General features: G+C 53.0%; 15 protein-coding genes. 8 read left to right on the top strand and 7 right to left on the bottom strand.

The window, feature by feature from the left end; translation table 11 throughout:
- The first annotated feature begins 74 nt into the window (after nucleotides 1-74).
- On the top strand, nucleotides 75-956 hold the full coding sequence (locus tag FOA19_RS08445) for a glycerophosphodiester phosphodiesterase (RefSeq protein ID WP_149090295.1): 882 nt from the start codon (nucleotides 75-77) through the stop codon (nucleotides 954-956).
- A 165-nt stretch (nucleotides 957-1,121) separates the two neighbouring features.
- Here FOA19_RS08445 and FOA19_RS08440 read toward each other — a convergent pair whose 3' ends face one another.
- Both FOA19_RS08440 and FOA19_RS08435 read right to left on the bottom strand, forming a co-directional pair.
- Nucleotides 1,122-2,264: a DUF4407 domain-containing protein gene (locus tag FOA19_RS08440; RefSeq protein ID WP_149090294.1), complete on the bottom strand. Its 1,143-nt coding sequence runs from the start codon at nucleotides 2,262-2,264 to the stop codon at nucleotides 1,122-1,124.
- Nucleotides 2,265-2,445: 181 nt separating this feature from the next.
- Nucleotides 2,446-3,192 (bottom strand): hypothetical protein, encoded by a 747-nt coding sequence (locus FOA19_RS08435; RefSeq protein WP_149090293.1) that lies wholly within the window; start codon nucleotides 3,190-3,192, stop codon nucleotides 2,446-2,448.
- Between the two features lie 255 nt (nucleotides 3,193-3,447).
- On the opposite strand from FOA19_RS08435, the gene FOA19_RS08430 reads away from it, so the two are divergent.
- Both FOA19_RS08430 and FOA19_RS08425 read left to right on the top strand, forming a co-directional pair.
- Complete coding sequence (locus FOA19_RS08430; RefSeq protein WP_149090292.1) at nucleotides 3,448-4,644, top strand: cation:proton antiporter domain-containing protein; 1,197 nt, start codon at nucleotides 3,448-3,450, stop codon at nucleotides 4,642-4,644.
- Between the two features lie 79 nt (nucleotides 4,645-4,723).
- Nucleotides 4,724-5,266: a hypothetical protein gene (locus FOA19_RS08425; RefSeq protein ID WP_149090291.1), complete on the top strand. Its 543-nt coding sequence runs from the start codon at nucleotides 4,724-4,726 to the stop codon at nucleotides 5,264-5,266.
- A 162-nt stretch (nucleotides 5,267-5,428) separates the two neighbouring features.
- Here FOA19_RS08425 and sdaAA read toward each other — a convergent pair whose 3' ends face one another.
- Nucleotides 5,429-6,334 (bottom strand): L-serine ammonia-lyase, iron-sulfur-dependent, subunit alpha, encoded by a 906-nt coding sequence (gene sdaAA / locus FOA19_RS08420; RefSeq protein WP_149090290.1) that lies wholly within the window; start codon nucleotides 6,332-6,334, stop codon nucleotides 5,429-5,431.
- Between the two features lie 223 nt (nucleotides 6,335-6,557).
- Between sdaAA and FOA19_RS08415 the strand changes: the two genes are divergently transcribed.
- On the top strand, nucleotides 6,558-7,109 hold the full coding sequence (locus FOA19_RS08415; RefSeq protein WP_149090289.1) for a Crp/Fnr family transcriptional regulator: 552 nt from the start codon (nucleotides 6,558-6,560) through the stop codon (nucleotides 7,107-7,109).
- Between the two features lie 69 nt (nucleotides 7,110-7,178).
- Nucleotides 7,179-7,748, top strand: a complete 570-nt coding sequence (locus FOA19_RS08410) for a DinB family protein (RefSeq protein WP_149090288.1) — start codon at nucleotides 7,179-7,181, stop codon at nucleotides 7,746-7,748.
- 38 nt (nucleotides 7,749-7,786) lie between these two features.
- On the opposite strand, the gene FOA19_RS08405 is transcribed toward FOA19_RS08410, so the two are convergent.
- Nucleotides 7,787-9,220, bottom strand: coding sequence for a thioredoxin-like domain-containing protein (locus FOA19_RS08405; protein WP_149090287.1), 1,434 nt, complete (start codon nucleotides 9,218-9,220; stop codon nucleotides 7,787-7,789).
- Between the two features lie 1,302 nt (nucleotides 9,221-10,522).
- Between FOA19_RS08405 and FOA19_RS08400 the strand changes: the two genes are divergently transcribed.
- The 3 genes from FOA19_RS08400 (at nucleotide 10,523) to FOA19_RS08390 (ending at nucleotide 13,594) form a co-directional block, all read left to right on the top strand.
- Nucleotides 10,523-10,987: a hypothetical protein gene (locus tag FOA19_RS08400; RefSeq protein ID WP_149090286.1), complete on the top strand. Its 465-nt coding sequence runs from the start codon at nucleotides 10,523-10,525 to the stop codon at nucleotides 10,985-10,987.
- A gap of 198 nt (nucleotides 10,988-11,185) precedes the next feature.
- On the top strand, nucleotides 11,186-11,965 hold the full coding sequence (locus FOA19_RS08395) for a phosphatase PAP2 family protein (RefSeq protein ID WP_149090285.1): 780 nt from the start codon (nucleotides 11,186-11,188) through the stop codon (nucleotides 11,963-11,965).
- A 117-nt stretch (nucleotides 11,966-12,082) separates the two neighbouring features.
- Nucleotides 12,083-13,594: an NAD(P)H-hydrate dehydratase gene (locus tag FOA19_RS08390; RefSeq protein ID WP_149090284.1), complete on the top strand. Its 1,512-nt coding sequence runs from the start codon at nucleotides 12,083-12,085 to the stop codon at nucleotides 13,592-13,594.
- Nucleotides 13,595-13,700: 106 nt separating this feature from the next.
- On the opposite strand, the gene FOA19_RS08385 is transcribed toward FOA19_RS08390, so the two are convergent.
- From FOA19_RS08385 to pafA, 3 genes are all read right to left on the bottom strand, one after another.
- Nucleotides 13,701-14,549 carry a UbiA prenyltransferase family protein gene (locus tag FOA19_RS08385; RefSeq protein ID WP_149090283.1) on the bottom strand — a complete coding sequence of 283 codons (849 nt, stop codon included), beginning with the start codon at nucleotides 14,547-14,549 and terminating at the stop codon, nucleotides 13,701-13,703.
- Nucleotides 14,550-14,727: 178 nt separating this feature from the next.
- Nucleotides 14,728-15,288, bottom strand: coding sequence for an inorganic diphosphatase (locus FOA19_RS08380; RefSeq protein ID WP_149090282.1), 561 nt, complete (start codon nucleotides 15,286-15,288; stop codon nucleotides 14,728-14,730).
- A 36-nt stretch (nucleotides 15,289-15,324) separates the two neighbouring features.
- Nucleotides 15,325-16,992, bottom strand: a complete 1,668-nt coding sequence (gene pafA / locus FOA19_RS08375; protein ID WP_149090281.1) for an alkaline phosphatase PafA — start codon at nucleotides 16,990-16,992, stop codon at nucleotides 15,325-15,327.
- Between the last annotated feature and the right edge of the window lie 161 nt (nucleotides 16,993-17,153).

Here is a 17,153-nt window from a genome sequence, read left to right as displayed (position 1 = left end):
TTTGCGGCCGTTGGCTGAATTGGAAAACTGTATTATCTTTCAACGCTGAAGTCTACAGATAGGCCAGCGCTTCTATGAGCGAAAGATCCCGTACCCGTAAGAGACAATGGTGGAAAAGGCAGGCAATCCTGCCTTTCCTGCTGTTTTTCCTCGGGGCCTGCGGCGATTCTGGCAACGCTGAACCGGGCATCACACTGAAGAAAAATGCCCGCCGGGTACAGGTGATCGCGCACCGTGGTGCGGCCGGCCTGGCGCCCGAGAACACCCTGGCTGCCGTGAAGAAAGGCCTGGAAACCCAAGCCGATTTCATAGAGATAGACGTGCACCAAAGCAAAGACGGCGAGGTTGTGGTGATTCATGACCCCACCGTGGACCGCACCACCAACGGTACCGGCCGCGTGGCCGACCTTACCCTGGCGGAGCTGAAGAAACTGGATGCCGGCATTAAGCTGGACTCTGCCTTTGCGGGCGAGCGCATTCCTACCCTGGCACAGGTTCTGCGCGCGGTGAAAGGCAAAAAGAAACTGCTCATTGAACTGAAGAAGGGCGAGGAGGACTATTACCCCGGCCTGGAGGAAAAGACCATTCAGCTTATCCGGGAGAACCGTGCCGAGGAGTGGTGCGTGCTGCAGTCTTTCTATGACCCCATCCTGGACCGCATCTGGAAAGCCGATTTCGTGATTCCCACGCAGAAGCTAATCGTCGGCAAAATTCCGTTCCTGCCCGTCTTCATTGACCATGAGCTCAAGTTCGGGGGGTTTGACCGCTACTCAGAAGCCACGGCCATTAACGTGCACCGCCATTTCGCCTCCAAGGCGTTTATCACTTCGCTCCACAACCAGGGCTTCAAAACCTTTATCTGGACCGAGGACGACCCCAAAAACATCCAGAAGCTTTTCCAGATGGGCGCTGATGGCGTGATGACAAACCACCCGGAGCTGATCAAAAGACAGTAAGCCGTTTTTAGCCTTTTTTTGTTAAAACGAGCCTTAAACACTTTTTCAGTTAATGACCTTTTAGAACCGATTTTCTAAAAACACCCCTAAAACAGCAGCGCCGCTTCTATTTCTAGGAGCGGCGCTGATGTTTTATTTGAACTGTATCTTGGGGTTTAGGCAGGGCTAGAGAGCGTCCATGTAGCTATCGGTTTCGCGGCGGATTTTCTCTTTGCCGGTTTTGAGGCGGGCGTGGGCGTTGGTGCGGGCCAGTTCCAGATCAGTGTCGGCGTCTGCTTTCACGGTCTCGCGGCGGTTATGGCTGTAGTGCTCCATGCGGGATTCTTTGCCGGCCTCATCAATGACTTTGCGGGTGTCGTACTCGCGGCGGCGGTGCTCCAGTTTCTCCAGGCTGTCTAACTCAGTGGTTGACTCTACATCGCGCAGCAGATCGTCATAGGGGCCGCGTTTGGAGATGAGCTTGGTAAAGATAGGCGCGGTCTCTAGGCAGATGAACAGCAGCATGATGAAGAAGCTGGGCATGAACGGCAGTTTGTCCAGGGCCTCCATACGGGCCATGATGCCGCCGTAGTCCTCAAAGCGGGCTTTCCCCTGGGCAATGGCTTTGTCGCGCTGGGCAGCAAGAGTGTCAATGCGTTTCTGGCGCTGGGCTATTAACAAGGAAGCCTGCTCCTGCAGCACTTTCAGTTCAGTGTCTATTTTGTCATACTGGGCCTTTTTCTCCTGAAAGATGGGTCCCCGACCTATTTTCTTCGTACCGCCGGTTCCGTCGCTTTCGGAGCTCATCTGCGTGTAGAGCGTGTCGCGCTGGGCAGACTTGGTTCCTATCTCGGCTTTAATGCGGTCAATGTCCTTGCGCACAGAATCGGCCTCGGTGAACTGCTGGTTGATCAGTTTCTGGTGCTCCAGAGCCAACTGGGCTTTCTTCTCCTCCAGCACGCTGTCAATTTCTTTCTGGAAAATACGCAGCTCCAGCGGCTTGGAGATCACGATGGCCAGCACCAAGGCCAACACCAGACGCGGCAGAATCTGCAGGAACTCCTTGCCAAACTTGCCTTCCTTCCGGATGGTGGAGACAATGAAACGGTCCAGGTTGAAGATCACGGCGCCCCACAGCAATCCGAAAGCCGCCGCAGCCACCACGGAGTCAAAGACCGTGTAGAGCGCATAGCCACCCGAGAGGGCCGCCAAAATGCCGGTGAACAAGACCGTAGCGCCTATGCTCCCGAATTTGATGTGCTCAGACTTAGGGCATTGGGACAGAATGTGGTCATCGGCCCCGGCACACCACCAAAAGAAATCTCTCATATAAGATAGAAGCACGGAAGTGCCCCTCAGGTTAGAATTGGATAACTGTTAAACGAAGATGCGAAAGGATTTTTGATACTGCGGGGTCTAAATAAATCATGAAAAAGCAAAAACCGCCACAGGTGCTTCTAAAACGCATCTGTGGCGGTAACTTCCTGGGCCTTAGATTGGTTCCGGGGCCTTATTGATTGTTTTCGTCAAGGTTGTTGTAGAGGAGCAGCGAGCCGCAGGCACTGGCCAGCACCAGCCGCAGATCTGGGCTGAGGGTGTTCCGAAACCATACTTTGCCGCTGTTCACCGTCTGTACACTGGCCAGCACGTGCCCGTCGCGGGAGAACTCGTATCCCAGGGCTGTGCCGGAGGGCAAGGATTTCCCCTCCCATTTGTACAGCGGCAGGACTTCTATCTCATAGGTGCCGTTGGTGAGCTTGCCGGTGAAATTGCGCCGCTCCATGTAGTTCCCGGGGTCTGCCAGGGCCAGGCGCCAGTCGCCGCTCTCCGCAGACCGGAAGGCCACCTGCAGGAACTCGCGCTGCTTGTTCAGGTCTGCAGACCAGCCGCTGGCCTGGGCAGTGACGGCGTTAAGCATGGCCGCGGCCTGCACCTCCACCGTTTTCCCCTGCACCGTATCGCGCAGCCCGAAACTGTACTTCTGGTAGCCCTCCGTTACCTGGATGAGGTTGCCCAGATCTGTGCGGCGGGTCCAACCGCGGGTGATGTCCTCCAGGCGGTACGCGCCAAACCCAAACCCCTTCTCTTTGCCCAGTGACACCCTGAAAGGAGAGCGCCCCTCCACAGGCATGGCCGTGGCCTCCTGCTGAAAGCTCTCGCTTACTTTCATATCAGGGACAGAGCAACTGGAGAAGCCCAGCAGAACGCAGGCTGCCGCGGAGAGGAAAAGTTTTTTGGAGTCAACCGTCAATTTCATAGAATCAGATAAAACTTTATTCACGTGAATGGAGAAGATCAATGAAGCGCTACCCTAGCTATAAAACCAAACCTTCGCCAGAAAATAAGCTTTCCCGTAAGAAGGGTTGTGTCCCTTAGTAGCCCAAAGAAGACCGCCCAGGAAACATTTACCCCTACGGGCGGCTTACTTATTTCAATACTTTTCAAATACTGGGTGCGTTTTGCCTTCTGTAGAAGCAGGCCTTCGTATTATTTTTCCACTTAATCAGACGGCATGACATTAGACGCCTATACCTTTCTGATCATCCTTAGCAGCCTCATCATTCTATCCTATGTCTTTGACCTGCTGGCGAAAAGATCTAAGATACCCTCCGTTATTCTGCTGCTCTTCACCGGCATTCTCCTTCAGGTACTTGCCTCTTCTTTCAACGTCACTCTACCGGGTCTGCGCAACATTCTGGAGTTGTTTGGCATTATTGGCTTGATTCTCATTGTGCTGGAAGGCGCGTTGGACCTGGAGCTAAGCCGCGACAAGCTTCCCCTCATCCGGAAAACCTTGCTCACGGCTACCCTTACTCTGCTCATCACGGCGGCGCTTATTGCCTGGTTTATCAATTTCTGGCTAGAAGTACCCTACCAGGTGGCCATTGTCAACGCCATTCCGCTGGCGGTAATCAGCAGCGCGATTGCCATCCCCAGCGTGAGCAACCTCACCGCCCAGAAAAAAGAGTTTATCGTGTATGAGGCTACCTTTTCAGACATCATCGGGATTGTGGCCTTCAATTTTGCCATCCAGAACGAGCAGGTGGGGGTAGGTTCCTTTGTTTCCCTGGCCGTGGACCTGGGCAGCATCCTGCTGATTTCCGTGGTGTGCTGTCTTCTTCTGCTGTTCTTCGTGGACAAGATCAAAAGCCATATCAAGTTCTTTTTGATCATTGCCATCCTGATTCTGCTGTACTCCATCGGAAAGAAATTTCACCTGTCTTCGCTGCTCATGGTGCTGTGCTTTGGCCTGATGCTGAACAATGCCGCGCTTTTTATCAAAGACCGCCTGGGCAAGTACATCAGCCTGACGTCGCTGCAAGCCGAGATCATTCAGCTCAAACAGATTAACGGGGAGAGTGCCTTCGTGATCAGGACCTTCTTTTTCCTGCTCTTCGGGTTTTCCATTAACCTGCAGGAACTCTTCCAACTGGATGTCTGGGTCATGGGCTTCACCATTTTCTCCATCATCCTGTTGGTGCGCTTTGCCTACCTGCAGTACATTGCGCGGGTGCCGCTTATTCCGGAGCTTTTCATCGCGCCCCGCGGCCTGATTACCATCCTGCTTTTCTTCAGCATTCCCGCGCAGTATGACATTGTGGGCATGAACGAAAGTGTGCTGTTCTTCGTGGTGTTGCTCTCCAGCCTGCTTATGATGCTGGGCTTGCTGCTGACCAGAAACAGCGTGAGCAACATCCCCAACTATTAAGGATCTTAATTGCTGCGCTTTGCGCAGACGAAAGGGCCAGCCGCTGTCGTTCTTTCATAAAAAGCTGTAGCTTAGCCTCATGGGAAAAACACTGGCCATTCTCTTGTTTGGGGTTATTTTCTCCGCTGGTGGGTGGGGCCAGTCTCTTTATGCCCAGGCATTGCCTTCTTTAGAGCCTATTCCGGCAAGGCCGATGCCCAGACTGGCATCGGTGCAGATGCATGAACCACTGTTGCTGCTGGGCTCCCAGGAAACCGACTATGCTTCTTTGGTGGTAGACCCCAAGGAGATTGTCATTGTGAAGGCGTACCGTGACTCAGCCATTCTGGCATCCATGGGTCCGGCGGCCAGCAGCGGGGTGTACCTGATCAAGCTTAAAAATAAGAAAACGCTCCTGAAACTGGAGGATGTGCTGGACTACTTCCAGGTGCCGCAGGAACAGCGCCATCTGCGTATCCTCCTGAACAAACAGCCCCTCAACCGGAGCCGGTTTCTGGCCGATGTCAAAAGGATCATCAAAATTGATGTCATGACGCAGGATAAGATCAGCCTCTACCGCCTTAGCTGGGATGAGAATGAGCAGTTCCTGAACATCGTGACCGTGCAGGAGGCCCAATTATAAATTGTAGGGGCAATCCCTTGTGGTTGCCCTAAACTTTGCTCACAATGGCAAAAGGGCAACCACAAGGGATTGCCCCTACAAGGCAAAAACAAAAAATCCCCGTTTTAGGCTTGTTTTTCAGAAAACCTGCCATAAACGGGGATCGGTCAATCAATCAATCAATTACACGCTGTCTTCATCCGGCAGGATTTCCACGTCTTGCACCAGCACCAGGTTTTCAATCTCTCGGCCTTTGGGGGTGTTGGCTAATCCGCCCAGGGCGGTTTCCTTGTACTTGGTTTCCATGCTCTGGCCTACCTCGCCCAAGGCCATGACGCACTGGTCTACAGGGATGACCGGGTTCACACCGGCAATAGCAATCTGAGCACTGGAAAACGCGATGGCGGCCGCACTAGCGTTGCGCACAATGCAAGGCACCTCCACCAGGCCAGCGACGGGGTCACAGATCAAACCCAGCATGCACTGGATGGTAATGGCCACGGCCGCGAAGGCCTGCTCTACGGTGCCGCCCAGGCAATACACGATGGCGCCGGCGCCCATGGCCGCGGCGCTTCCGGTCTCGGCCTGGCAACCGCCTACGGCCCCGGCCAAAGAGGCATTCGTTTCTATAATAAGCGCAATACCGGCGGCCACCAGCAAACCTTCGTGGATTTTACGGTCATCCAGTCCGTGCAGGTCCTGGATGGTAGTCAGGATGCCCGGTAAGATGCCCGAAGCCCCGGCAGTAGGCGCCGCCACTACCCGACCCATGCACGAGTTCACTTCCTTGGCGCCCAGCGCCCGACTAATGAGCTGCTGAAACTCCGGCGACAACACCGTTACGGGTGCGGCGGCCACTTTCTTGGCCCCGTTGTTCACCATGCCCGAGCGGGAGGTCATGTCTTGGGTCAATCCGGTTTTCACGGCATCTTTCATGACATCGTACGCCCGCTGCAGCCCGTCCCAGATCTGTTCCTCGGTGCGGCCCTTCTGCTCTATCTCATAGGCCAACACTGCCTTGTACAACGGTTCTCCCGTGGTCTGGCAATGCTGTCCCCAACTCGCGAAATCATTAAAAAGTAACGCCATAGCTTATCTATATCATCTGGTCTGAAAATGAGCTAACCTGCCGCGTGAGAGTTCTTGTTTTCTCCGGGCCAAGGGCTTTTTCCAGAAGGTTGAGCCTTTAAAATTACGTGAAAGAATACAGATAATACGTATCTTCCCTACTAGGCAAGCTAAAAAAACCTAACATTAGTTCCTGTACCTTTTTCGCTTGTTTTTAAGAAAACAGCCCTAAAACCCGCTGCCCATGCTGGCTTCTCTGCTCAACCAGGTTCCGCTTTTCACCCCCGATGACGTAGAGGCGTTTCTGCCCCTCTGGAAGAAGCGCTACACCGTAAACCGCGGCGATTTCCTTATCCGGGAAGGGCAGGTGGAGCAACACCTGTATTTTGTGGAGAGCGGGGCGCTACGGCTGTACCTGCCTACCCCAGACGAGGACATCTGCGTGGGTTTCGCGTACCCCAACACCCTGATTACCTCCTTTCCCTCTTTGGTGACGCAGACGCCTTCTTTGTACTGCATTCAGGCCCTGCGCCGGAGTGAGTTGCTGGCGATCAGCAAAACCGATTTTGACCTGATTCAGGAAAAACGGCCGGTATTTGGGAAGTTCTGGCGGATGGAGTTGGAGAAGGCGTTGGTGGGCAAGATTGAGCGCGAGGTGGACCTGCAGCTCCCCGACCCCGCCCAGCGCTTGGAGCGGCTGCTGCGCCGAAGCCCGCATATCTTCCAGCTGGTGCCCAAGAAGTACATTGCCTCTTATTTGCGCATGACCCCAGAGACTTTGAGCCGCATTATGTAATTCTTGATTTGAATCAAGGTTTGGCGGGGAAGCGGCTTCTACCTTTGAGTAAACCAAAAGACAAAGACCATGGACACAGCCACTTTCCTCTCAACCTTGCAACAGCAGGCCCAAGCCCAGAAGACCATTCTTCAGTCTGAGTTCCTGCCTTTAGATGACGCTACCCTCAACTTCAAGCCGCATGCCACGGGTTGGAGCATTCTGGAGTGCCTGGAGCATCTGAACCGCTACAGCCGCTTCTATTTGCCGCACCTGGAACGTGCCCTCACCGCTACTGCTACGCCGGTACCCCCACAGCCCGTGCGTTACTCTTGGATGGGGAAGAAGTCACTGGACCTGGTGAACCCCGTCAATGCGAAGAAGCACAAGACCCTGAAGCACATGAACCCGCACAACAGCCAGCTCACCACAGCGGTCCTGACGGAGTTTTTACAGCATCAGGAAAAGTTGCTGCACCTGTTGTCTGCCGCCCACAAAGCCGACCTGAACCGGAAAGCCATTCCGGTGGAGTTCTTCAAATTGCTCAAGATGCGTTTGGGTGAAGCCTTTGAGTTTCTGATTTTGCACCAGCAACGCCACATCCAACAGGCCCAGCGCGTACAAGCGCCGTCGCTTCAACCGCTCAGTTTGGTGGTTTGAGTGGGTGCCTGACTGCTGATGTTGGCCAGGGCTAACGTTTATCTCTCTACTGGAAGATAGCCGTTTACCAGCACAATCTCCCGTTCACCGGTACTCAGGTTCACTTTCCAGAGCTCGTGGGCGTTGGTGTTGGTAATCCAGAGGAAGCCTTGGTGGAAGAGCACATCGTTGGGTTCTTCCAGGCCCGCTACAATTGTCTTGATGCGCGCTTTATCCAGGTCAATTTCTTTGACTTTTCCGTTATAGCTATCCGCCAGGTAAAGGGTTCTGTTGTGGGCGGTGATGCCCATGCAGTGCTGCAGATAGGCCTCATCAAAGTCGCCGTCCTCATCCCCGAACTCAAAGAGCCCACGGCCGATGAGCGTCTTCACGGAGCCTTTGTCTAGGTTCACGACGCGTACTGCGCTGGCCTCGGGGTCGGCGACGTAGAGCATGCGCCCTTGCAGGGTCAGGCCACTGGGCTGGTTGAAGGCTGCCTCATGAATGTTCCCGTCGGCGAGGGCTTCACGACCGGTACCGGCGAAGCGGTGCACCTGCTCTGATGGCAGATCCATGCGCAGGATCTGGTGGTTTCCGGCACTGGCAATGTAGAGATGGTTTCCGTCAATGGCTAGGTCCCAAGGGCTGTTAGGGTTGACGGGCACGCCCTGGTCTTCATGGAAAAAGTAGTAGCTCAGTTCCCCCGTTCCGGCGATGGTTTTCACCTGCCGGTGGACGAGATCCACTTTCCGGAGGGCATTGTTCCTGGCATCGGCAACATAAAGAAACTGGCCGTGCAGGGCCAAACCGTGGGGCTCATGGAAAGAGGCTTCTTCAGAGGAGCCATCGGTGAAGCCTTCCTGGCCGCTGCCGATGATCTCCAGCACCTTGCCGGTGGTATCCAGTTTCAGGATGCGGTTGTTGCCGCTGTCTGACAGGTACAGGTGGCCTTCCTCATCCGCGATCAACTTGGAAGGAAACTTCAGGGAAGACGGCTCCAACACCTCGGGCTTGAACACGTAAGGCTCGCGGTTCAGGCGGTCAGAGAACGTCTCTATCAGGTCGTCTAGGTGCGGTTTGATGATGTCATAGATGCCTTCTCCGGACCGTTGACCCACCACCTTGCCGTCTGGGTCAATGAGGGCCACCGTAGGCCAGGCATTCACAGCGTATTGTTTCCAGACCTCAAAATCGGCATCGTTCACCACAGGGTGCTCAATCCCGAACTTGAGAATGGCCTGCCGGATGGCGTTCTGCCGCTTCTCGGCATCGAACTTAGCGGAGTGCACGCCAATGACCACCAGTTCATTGGCGTATTCCTTTTCCAGCCGTTTCAGGTCTGGCAGGATGTGCTGACAGTTGATACACCCGAAGGTCCAGAAATCCAGAAGAACAATCTTTCCTCGGAAATCACGGAGGGTGTAGGAGCGGTTAGTGTTCAGCCAACCGTGGCGGGTGTTTATCTCTGGTGCGTTGACACGTCCGGTGAGCATAGGCGTTTATTTTGGTATAACACTAAGGTAATATAGGATTTAACTTTGTATGAAAATTACTTTTCCTATATTTTTATTGATTCAGTTTACTTTAGATAGTACAGGAAAGCGCCCCTTTTATATACGTTCTATAACCCAAACCACTGATTACCAACGACTATAAATAGAACATTGCATCAGAAAATATTTTGACGCTGCGCAAAGAGCACAACTCTTTTCTTTACCGGTTTCTATGCCAAATCAGAGGCGGTTCAAGGCTGAGGGGCTTATAAGAGAAGCGTCTACGAAGGATGTTTAGCGCCTGTTTTCATAAATATGCCCCTTAAACGAGAAAGTCCTGAGGCTCAGGCCCCAAGACTTTGATCTGTACGAACGAATGATTTCTATTTACCTGGACAGGTTCTGCTTTCTGTTATTCCGCCAGACGGAGTGGCCCATGGTTGGTTTAGGCCTGAAGGTAAAAGGCAGAAACAAACCATAGAAACGGTAGAACGGGGAGAAGCAGTTTAGGCACGGTGTTGTGCTCAGGGATTGTTTGTGGAAAACAACCGGAGTGGAGAACCACCCGCTGCGGTCTCGCCAGACACGGGGCGGGAAGCCGTTTTTGCCATTTAAAAGAGGTGACTGACCCATCATGGTGTGAATTCCTTGCTTGGTGATGCCGTCGTTTTAGGGTTGGTTTTCAAAAATCAGGGGAGAACCGTTTCTCTGGAATTTATTTGCTGAGAACCGCACGAGGAGAGCTGTTGGAAAGCCTGTAACTCATTCTTGCAGCCCATGCCTTGAGAACAAAGCAGGAGCGGGGAGAAGTAATTTGCTGAATAAGTTTAGGCAAACAAAATGAAGAAAACAACCTCAACCTCCATATATCTTTCTCATTTTCAAAGGCATATAGTTGAATACTTACCAAAAACTCAATAAACCTCTATTCTTTCTGCGCAGTTCTTAACACCGCTGTATTCGTTTGTGCCCAATAACATATGACGAACCCTCTGTTCCTATTCATACATCAGGCTTTGCTCTCTTCACACTTGATTTTTACCTGATAGTTTTCGGCTCATTTTCTCCAAACAAGGTGTAAAGCAGAACCATCCACTTCCAACAAATTTGCCAGCCAGACTTCCGGCTTCCCGCATCTGCTTTATGCTTTACAGTGGATGTTTCTAATTATAGTACCTTTATCTGCCAGCCACACAATTCACCAGCCGTAAGCTGTACTTTTGCGGCGAGGTTGTAACCTCCAACAAGGACGGTCTGGCAGAAAATAAAACAATTTTAAACATGCAGCGGCAAAGCCCTTACATGAACAAAGTAGTAGATTTTCTGGCTCTCCTATTCGGTATCCGGACGGCGAATAATACCGAAGGGTCTCAGCGGCGGCCCTTGCGCTGGCTGAAGGTTTTGATAGTTCCCTTCAAGTGGGCGCTGCTCCTTCTGGTCTGCGGCACCGCCTTGTTCATTTTGATTAGCCTGCTCACCGACTCCTACTTCAAGGAAAAGAACACCCAAAAGAAACTAGATCAGCTGGCGGTTGTCATCGTGAAGCATGAACAAGCCCACGGGCGGCTACCTGGCAGCTTGCACGAAGTAACCATGAACAACCCCTTACTCCGAGATTTGACGCGGGATAGTTGGGGTTTGCCCATCCTTTATGGGCCTAATCAGGCCAGAAGGACTTTTAAGATCCGTTCCGGCGGCAGAGACCGGCAACTTCACACCAAAGACGATCTGGTGCAAGTGGTGCAGATAAACCCAACAGGTGAGTAGCCGCTTCATCTGCGTTGCACTTAGACAAGGCAATCTGCCGCGTTGTTGGGCATAACCTCTCCGCGGAACTTCCGTTTTTATCCTAGTTTCTCCAAAACAGCCTTGAAACAGACCATTGCGCTTGAACAGGTCTGCTCCTGAAGGCTTTTACCGCATGTACCATCTTAACCTGCTTTCTATAACCTAACTCTACGCCACTTGAACCTCAAACATTTCCTGACCACCTCCCTCCTGTGGATTTCCCTGTCCGTTGGAGTTGTAGCCCAGACGCAAGTCCCTGATACCACCGCGGCAACTGCGTCACTGCAGCAAGCACCCGCTCATGAAAAGCCCAAAACCAAACAGTACCTGACCCGGGCGGTACTTCCCTCCGTGGTTTTGATTGCGGCCGGCATCTCCACCATCAAAGACAATGGCTTTTACAGCAGCTATGACGCCAGCAGAGATGCGCGCCGGGCTTTTCCCCACTTCAGTACCAAGATTGATGACTACCTCTTCTTTGTGCCTATTGTGGGCTTGTACGGGTTCACGGCGTTCTCTGAAGAGAACAAGCATGATATCAGAAGGCAAACAGGCTTGCTGCTGGCCTCTGGGGCATTGACCACCCTGGTGGTCTACCCTACCAAGATCTGGACCGGACAGGAGCGCCCCAATGGCTTGCCACGCGCCTTTCCCTCGGGGCACACCGCCTACGCCTTCACCATCGCCACCATCGTGGACAAAGAGTTCAGGGGCAAAAGCAAATGGATCAGCATCGGGAGTTACACCATTGCCACGGCTACGGGCGTGATGCGGGTCCTCAACAATGAACACTGGATGGCCGATGTCCTGGCCGGGGCCGGTATTGGCATTCTGTCGGTGAACACCGTATACTTTGTGCATGATCGCATCATGCGTAACAAGGGCCTGAATGCCTCGGTGATGCCAACCGTCTTACCCAACGGGCAACTTGGCTTGGGCATGGGCTTGCAGTTTTAAGGATTGTTGATTGTTAATTGTTTTTGATAAAACAACGTGAAAACAGCGTATTAAAAGAAGGAGTACACTTTCATCTAATTTGGGAACAACCAGCAATGAACAATTAACAATCAACCCATGAAGATACTCACCGCCGCCCAGACCCGTGCTGCCGATGCATATACCATTGCGCAGGAACCTATCTCTTCCCTGGATTTGATGGAACGGGCCGCCGGTGCCCTGGTGCAGTGGCTAAAGCAAAAGTACACGCCGGAGACTCCGCTTTACATCTTTTGCGGGCCCGGCAACAACGGGGGCGATGGATTGGCGGCGGCCCGCCTGCTCCATAACGATGGCTATAACGTTCAGGTCTTCCTACCAGAGGTCTCCCAGAATCCCTCCGCAGATTTCACCCAGAACTTGGACCGTTTGCCGCAGGCAATACCCGTGACTAGAATCCAGACCTCTGCCGATTTACTGTCTGCTCTTCCCGTGCAGGCAGTAATCCTAGACGGACTATTCGGCTCGGGGATTTCGCGGGCGTTGGAAGGTCTGTATGCCGAGGTGGTCACTTACCTGAACCAACAGGAGGCCACCGTGATTGCCATTGACATTCCCTCGGGTTTATACGCCGATGCGCCTACGCCCTCAGAAAGTGCCGTTGTCCAAGCCGATGTCACGCTCACCTTTGAACGGCCTAAGTTGGCATTTCTGCTGCCCGCCTCGGGCAAGTACGTGGGCGTGTGGCACGTGCTGCCCATTGGCTTGCACCCGGAATTTTTGGCGCAGGTGGAGTCTCCCTACCAGGTTATTTTGCTAGACACCGTGAAAACCCTTCTACGGAAGCGTAGCAAGTTTTCCCACAAAGGCACCTTTGGCCATGCTCTACTGGTAGGCGGAAGTTATGGAAAAATGGGTGCTATTACCATGAGCGCGCATGCGGCCTTACGGGCCGGCGTAGGGCTGCTAACAGTACAGGTGCCGAAAACAGGGTACAATATTCTACAGACTGCGGTGCCCGAGGCGATGGTGCTCACTGATGACCACGACCTGCACTTGTCCCAGTTCCCTGATGAGCTCAACAAATACCAATGCATCGGGATTGGCCCGGGCTTGGGGCAGGCCGAGGATTCCCGGTTGGCTTTGGAAAGTTTGTTCCGGCAGAAGTTGCCGCCCCTGGTGCTGGACGCCGATGCCTTGAACCTGTTGGCTTCTGACCGATTGCTGCGCCAGCAGTTGCCCCCAGACACCATCCTCACCCCGCATCCCAAGGAATTTGAACGGCTCACCGGTCCCGCCATAGATGATTTCCACCGGTTGCAACTGCTGCAAAGCTTCTGCGCTGAACACGCCTGCTACGTCATTTTGAAGGGAGCCCACACCTGCATCGGCACACCAAGTGGGGAGTTCTATTTCAACACGACTGGTAACCCCGGCATGGCCACCGGCGGCACCGGCGATGTCCTCACCGGTATCTTGACCAGCCTACGTGCCCAGGGCTGTCCAGCTTTGGAGACCTGTTTCCTGGGCGTTTACCTCCACGGCTTGGCGGGTGACATCGCCGCTGAAGCAGAGGGCGAAACCTCGCTCATCGCGTCTGATCTCTACAAATACCTGGGAGCCGCTTTCCAGCGCCTATCCTCGCGTTAACGAGAAAATCTGTCCTTGTCCGTTTAGGGCTAGTTTGCTAAAAACAGGCTTAAAGCAGCGTGATATATTGAGATCAATAGGGTGCCAATTAATTAGAAACCTACCGTCAGGCCAGGAGCCACACCAGCAGGAACTGCACCAGCATCATGCCATCGGCTAAGACCATAAAATAATACTGTGAACGGTACTCGTGCGCGTACCATACCACCAGGCCGGCACCCACGCCCGCCAACCCCAGAGCCACCCGCATGAAAGGGGCAGTTCCGGCCGGCACCAATACCGCGAAAAGCAGCAGCATGAACAGCGCCAGCTTCTTGGTGTTCTGCACGCCCCATTTGGTAGGAAAGGTAACGGTCTGGGTGAGTTTGTCTTTGTGCACATCCCTGATGTCAAACACCAGGGTAAGGGAGAAAAGGAACAGGAAACGCCGCAGGAAAAGAATGAAGCTGTTGCCAGAGAAAAGATCGCGGCCCATCTCCATTAAAGGCAACTGCACCGTAATCGCGGACCAGACATAGGCAATCAGGAAAACCTTGAGGAAAGGAATGTCGCGGAGCGGAATATACCCATCGCCTTCGGGAACCACCGGTACAGAATATAGGCCAGCCACCACAAACAAATGCAGCATAAACCAGAAATTCAGCTCGAAAATAGCCGTCCAGTAAAGGTAAACAACGCACAAGGCACTGGCCACCGAGATAAAGATGAGCTCCAGCCGGTTCTTCCGGACCCATTTGGTGCGGGTGCTCAGGGGTACGTTCTGGTTGAATTTATACGGCACCAGTCCGTCTGCATTGTAGACGAAGAGGGTAGCGAAGAACACCATCCCGCTTAAGCGCAGGGAAATGGGAATTCCGCTCAGCAAATAGGTTTCCCAGACCAGCGCTGCGGCACACAGGGAGATGAACATGTTGCTGTACAGAATAAAATCCAGGATCTTGCGGGGGATGTTCATGCTACTTTTAAGTCAATGGCTGGTCTCACCATATCTCCGGCAAAGTACGCCCGAGGAGAACATAGGTGCAACACTATTCTTCGGTTTCTGGGCGGGCTTAAAACCCGGAGTGGAAAACAAAAGCGCCGCTCTCCTATACGGAAAGCGGCGCTTTTGTACTAAATGATTTTTAAACGGCTTAGCTGTTGGTTCTGAACGTGGTGTTGTACAACTCAATGCTTTGCTCAATGATTCTGTAGGCATCTTCGCGGCCCAGGAAGTTCTCTACCACCACTTCTTTGTTCTCCAGTTTCTTATAGTCTTCAAAGAACCGCTGGATCTCCAGCAAGGTGTGCGGCGGCAACTCAGAAATGTCATTGATGTGCTTTACAGACATATCGTTGGCAGCCACGGCAATGATCTTATCATCTTCCTCGTTGTTGTCAATCATCTGCATCACGCCAATTACCTTGGCATCAATGAGGCACATAGGAGCCACGTCAATAGAGCAAAGCACCAGGATGTCCAATGGGTCTTTGTCATCGCAGTACGTCTGCGGAATGAAACCGTAGTTGGCCGGGTAATGCACCGCTGAGAAGAGAACGCGGTCCAGTTTAAGCAAACCGCTGTCCTTGTCTAGTTCATATTTCGCTTTAGACCCTTTGGGGATCTCAATGATTCCGGTTACTACTTTGGGGGCGTCTTCGCCGAAGTTTACATCGTGCCAAGGATTGCTGGCGTTTTTCGTAGTTTCTAACATCTTGATTTCTGTAACAATTTTATCTCTCAGCGGCTTCTACCGCACGTACTCTAATAAAGCGCGTCCTGTGGATCCGTTTGGTTCCTGAATACGCAGCCACGCCGCAATACTGGGCGCAATGTCAATGATCTCTGTGTGCACGGTTGACTCTCCGGCCGGAATCTGCCAGCCGTACCACAACAGCGGGATGTGCGTGTCGTAGGCCCAGGGACTGCCATGCGTGGTGCCTTTGGGCAAGCCCCGCCCGTAGTTCTCATACCAACCTGGCTGGAACGCCACCATCACGTCACCTGACCGGTAGGGCATATACCCGTTCTCCACCAGCATGCCTACGCCCTTGCTCCAATGTGATTTCATCAGGGCATCGGCGGAGAAAGAGCGCAACACCCCTGGGAAACGCTGCATGAAACGGACCGTCTCTTCCTGCAAAGCTACCAGGTTGGCTTTCTTGCTTTCCACCACCGCATGGTTGAAATACACCTGCTGGTTTACAAAAGCGCTTACCCAGTCTGCAGCCCCGAAGGTACGGTTCAGGTGCTTTTTCAGGGAATCGGCCATTAAACCGTTGTTGGTGTTCCCCGCCGGAATACGCAGTTGCTGCATATAAGTTGGGTTATGGGCGGCACCGTGGTCAGCAGTCAGGAAGATAAGCACATTTTCCTTGCCTAACTGCTTGTCCAGGAACTTAAGGAAATCTGCCAGATCCTGGTCTAGGCGCAGGTACGTGTCTTCTACCTCAATGGAATTAGGCCCGAACTGGTGACCTACGTAGTCCGGTGTGGAGAAGCTCATGGCCAGGAAATCTGGAACGGTGTTCTTGCCCAGGTTCTCGGCTTTGATGGCTTCTATCGCAAATTCTTTGGTGAAGGTATTGCCGGCCGGAATGGAGCGCAGGATATCAAACGTTTTGCCTCTAAGCGCGGGGATGTTGTGCGGGAACACCGGTTTCTCCTCTCCGGTGAAAGTGCCCTCAAAGGCTTGGTCATCAGAGGTGCTCTCGGTGTACTGCGCAACGGGGAGCAGCGTGGTCCAGGGTTGGCTTGTGTACTGCTCAGGCAGTTTCCGGTTGTTGAAGGCCTGCACCCAGGCCGGCAGTTCCTGCATGTAATAGGTGCTGGAGATCATGTTGCCGTTGGAGCCATCAAACCAATAGGCGGCGTTGGCGGCGTGCCCGGCCGGTAAGATAGAACCGCGGTCTTTCAGACTCAGGCCAATGACTTTGCTTTTCTGGTTTGTGGCCAGTTTCAGCTCATCGGTGATGGTGGAGGAAATCATGTTCACCGGCGACATCTGCCCTGCGGCTGTGGTGCTGCCCACCGTCTGCACGGACTTGTCCTCAGCACAGTAAATGTTGCGCCCTGTGGCGCGGTTGTACCAGTCATTGCCCACAATCCCGTGCATGGCCGGCGTGGTGCCCGTGTAGATAGAGGCGTGACCCGGTCCAGTATAGGTAGGAACGTAGTTGTAATGGTTGTTCCGGAAGTTGAAGCCTTCGCCCATCAACCGTTTAAAGCCATCTTTTGAATATTTGTCCCAATAACGGTAAAGGTAATCGTAGCGCATCTGGTCTACCACTATCCCAATCACCAGTTTTGGTTTCTCTGGTCCTTTTACTTTGGACTTGTTCCGTTGCGCCATTGCCGGGGAAATCCCTATAAATACTACCAACAGCAAGGTGCCAAGTCTACTTACGCTTTTGTTCATTCTCAAAATCTAAACCCGTTTTTACGCCCTTTCCTGAGAAACGGCTTCAAAACGTAAAAATACAAGCCAAGATACTTTCCATATCCTATTCATCAAAGCCAGAGAAAATTTAATCTAGCGGTAACAAACCCCCTTAAAAAGCAAAACGCCCATTTTTCAAT

The sequence above is a fragment of the Rufibacter hautae genome (genome assembly GCF_008271695.1).
In the GTDB taxonomy this organism is placed as follows: domain Bacteria; phylum Bacteroidota; class Bacteroidia; order Cytophagales; family Hymenobacteraceae; genus Nibribacter; species Nibribacter hautae.
This window is presented reverse-complemented; position numbering and strand designations above follow the sequence as displayed.

What these genes read in the sequence shown, in the direction of transcription:
- FOA19_RS08445 (WP_149090295.1), top strand. Translation starts at nt 75, where the DNA reads ATGAGCGAAAGATCCCGTACCCGTAAGAGACAATGGTGGAAAAGGCAG.
- FOA19_RS08440 (WP_149090294.1), bottom strand. Translation starts at nt 2,264, where the DNA reads ATGAGAGATTTCTTTTGGTGGTGTGCCGGGGCCGATGACCACATTCTG.
- FOA19_RS08435 (WP_149090293.1), bottom strand. Translation starts at nt 3,192, where the DNA reads ATGAAATTGACGGTTGACTCCAAAAAACTTTTCCTCTCCGCGGCAGCC.
- FOA19_RS08430 (WP_149090292.1), top strand. Translation starts at nt 3,448, where the DNA reads ATGACATTAGACGCCTATACCTTTCTGATCATCCTTAGCAGCCTCATC.
- FOA19_RS08425 (WP_149090291.1), top strand. Translation starts at nt 4,724, where the DNA reads ATGGGAAAAACACTGGCCATTCTCTTGTTTGGGGTTATTTTCTCCGCT.
- sdaAA (WP_149090290.1), bottom strand. Translation starts at nt 6,334, where the DNA reads ATGGCGTTACTTTTTAATGATTTCGCGAGTTGGGGACAGCATTGCCAG.
- FOA19_RS08415 (WP_149090289.1), top strand. Translation starts at nt 6,558, where the DNA reads ATGCTGGCTTCTCTGCTCAACCAGGTTCCGCTTTTCACCCCCGATGAC.
- FOA19_RS08410 (WP_149090288.1), top strand. Translation starts at nt 7,179, where the DNA reads ATGGACACAGCCACTTTCCTCTCAACCTTGCAACAGCAGGCCCAAGCC.
- FOA19_RS08405 (WP_149090287.1), bottom strand. Translation starts at nt 9,220, where the DNA reads ATGCTCACCGGACGTGTCAACGCACCAGAGATAAACACCCGCCACGGT.
- FOA19_RS08400 (WP_149090286.1), top strand. Translation starts at nt 10,523, where the DNA reads ATGAACAAAGTAGTAGATTTTCTGGCTCTCCTATTCGGTATCCGGACG.
- FOA19_RS08390 (WP_149090284.1), top strand. Translation starts at nt 12,083, where the DNA reads ATGAAGATACTCACCGCCGCCCAGACCCGTGCTGCCGATGCATATACC.
- FOA19_RS08385 (WP_149090283.1), bottom strand. Translation starts at nt 14,549, where the DNA reads ATGAACATCCCCCGCAAGATCCTGGATTTTATTCTGTACAGCAACATG.
- FOA19_RS08380 (WP_149090282.1), bottom strand. Translation starts at nt 15,288, where the DNA reads ATGTTAGAAACTACGAAAAACGCCAGCAATCCTTGGCACGATGTAAAC.
- pafA (WP_149090281.1), bottom strand. Translation starts at nt 16,992, where the DNA reads ATGAACAAAAGCGTAAGTAGACTTGGCACCTTGCTGTTGGTAGTATTT.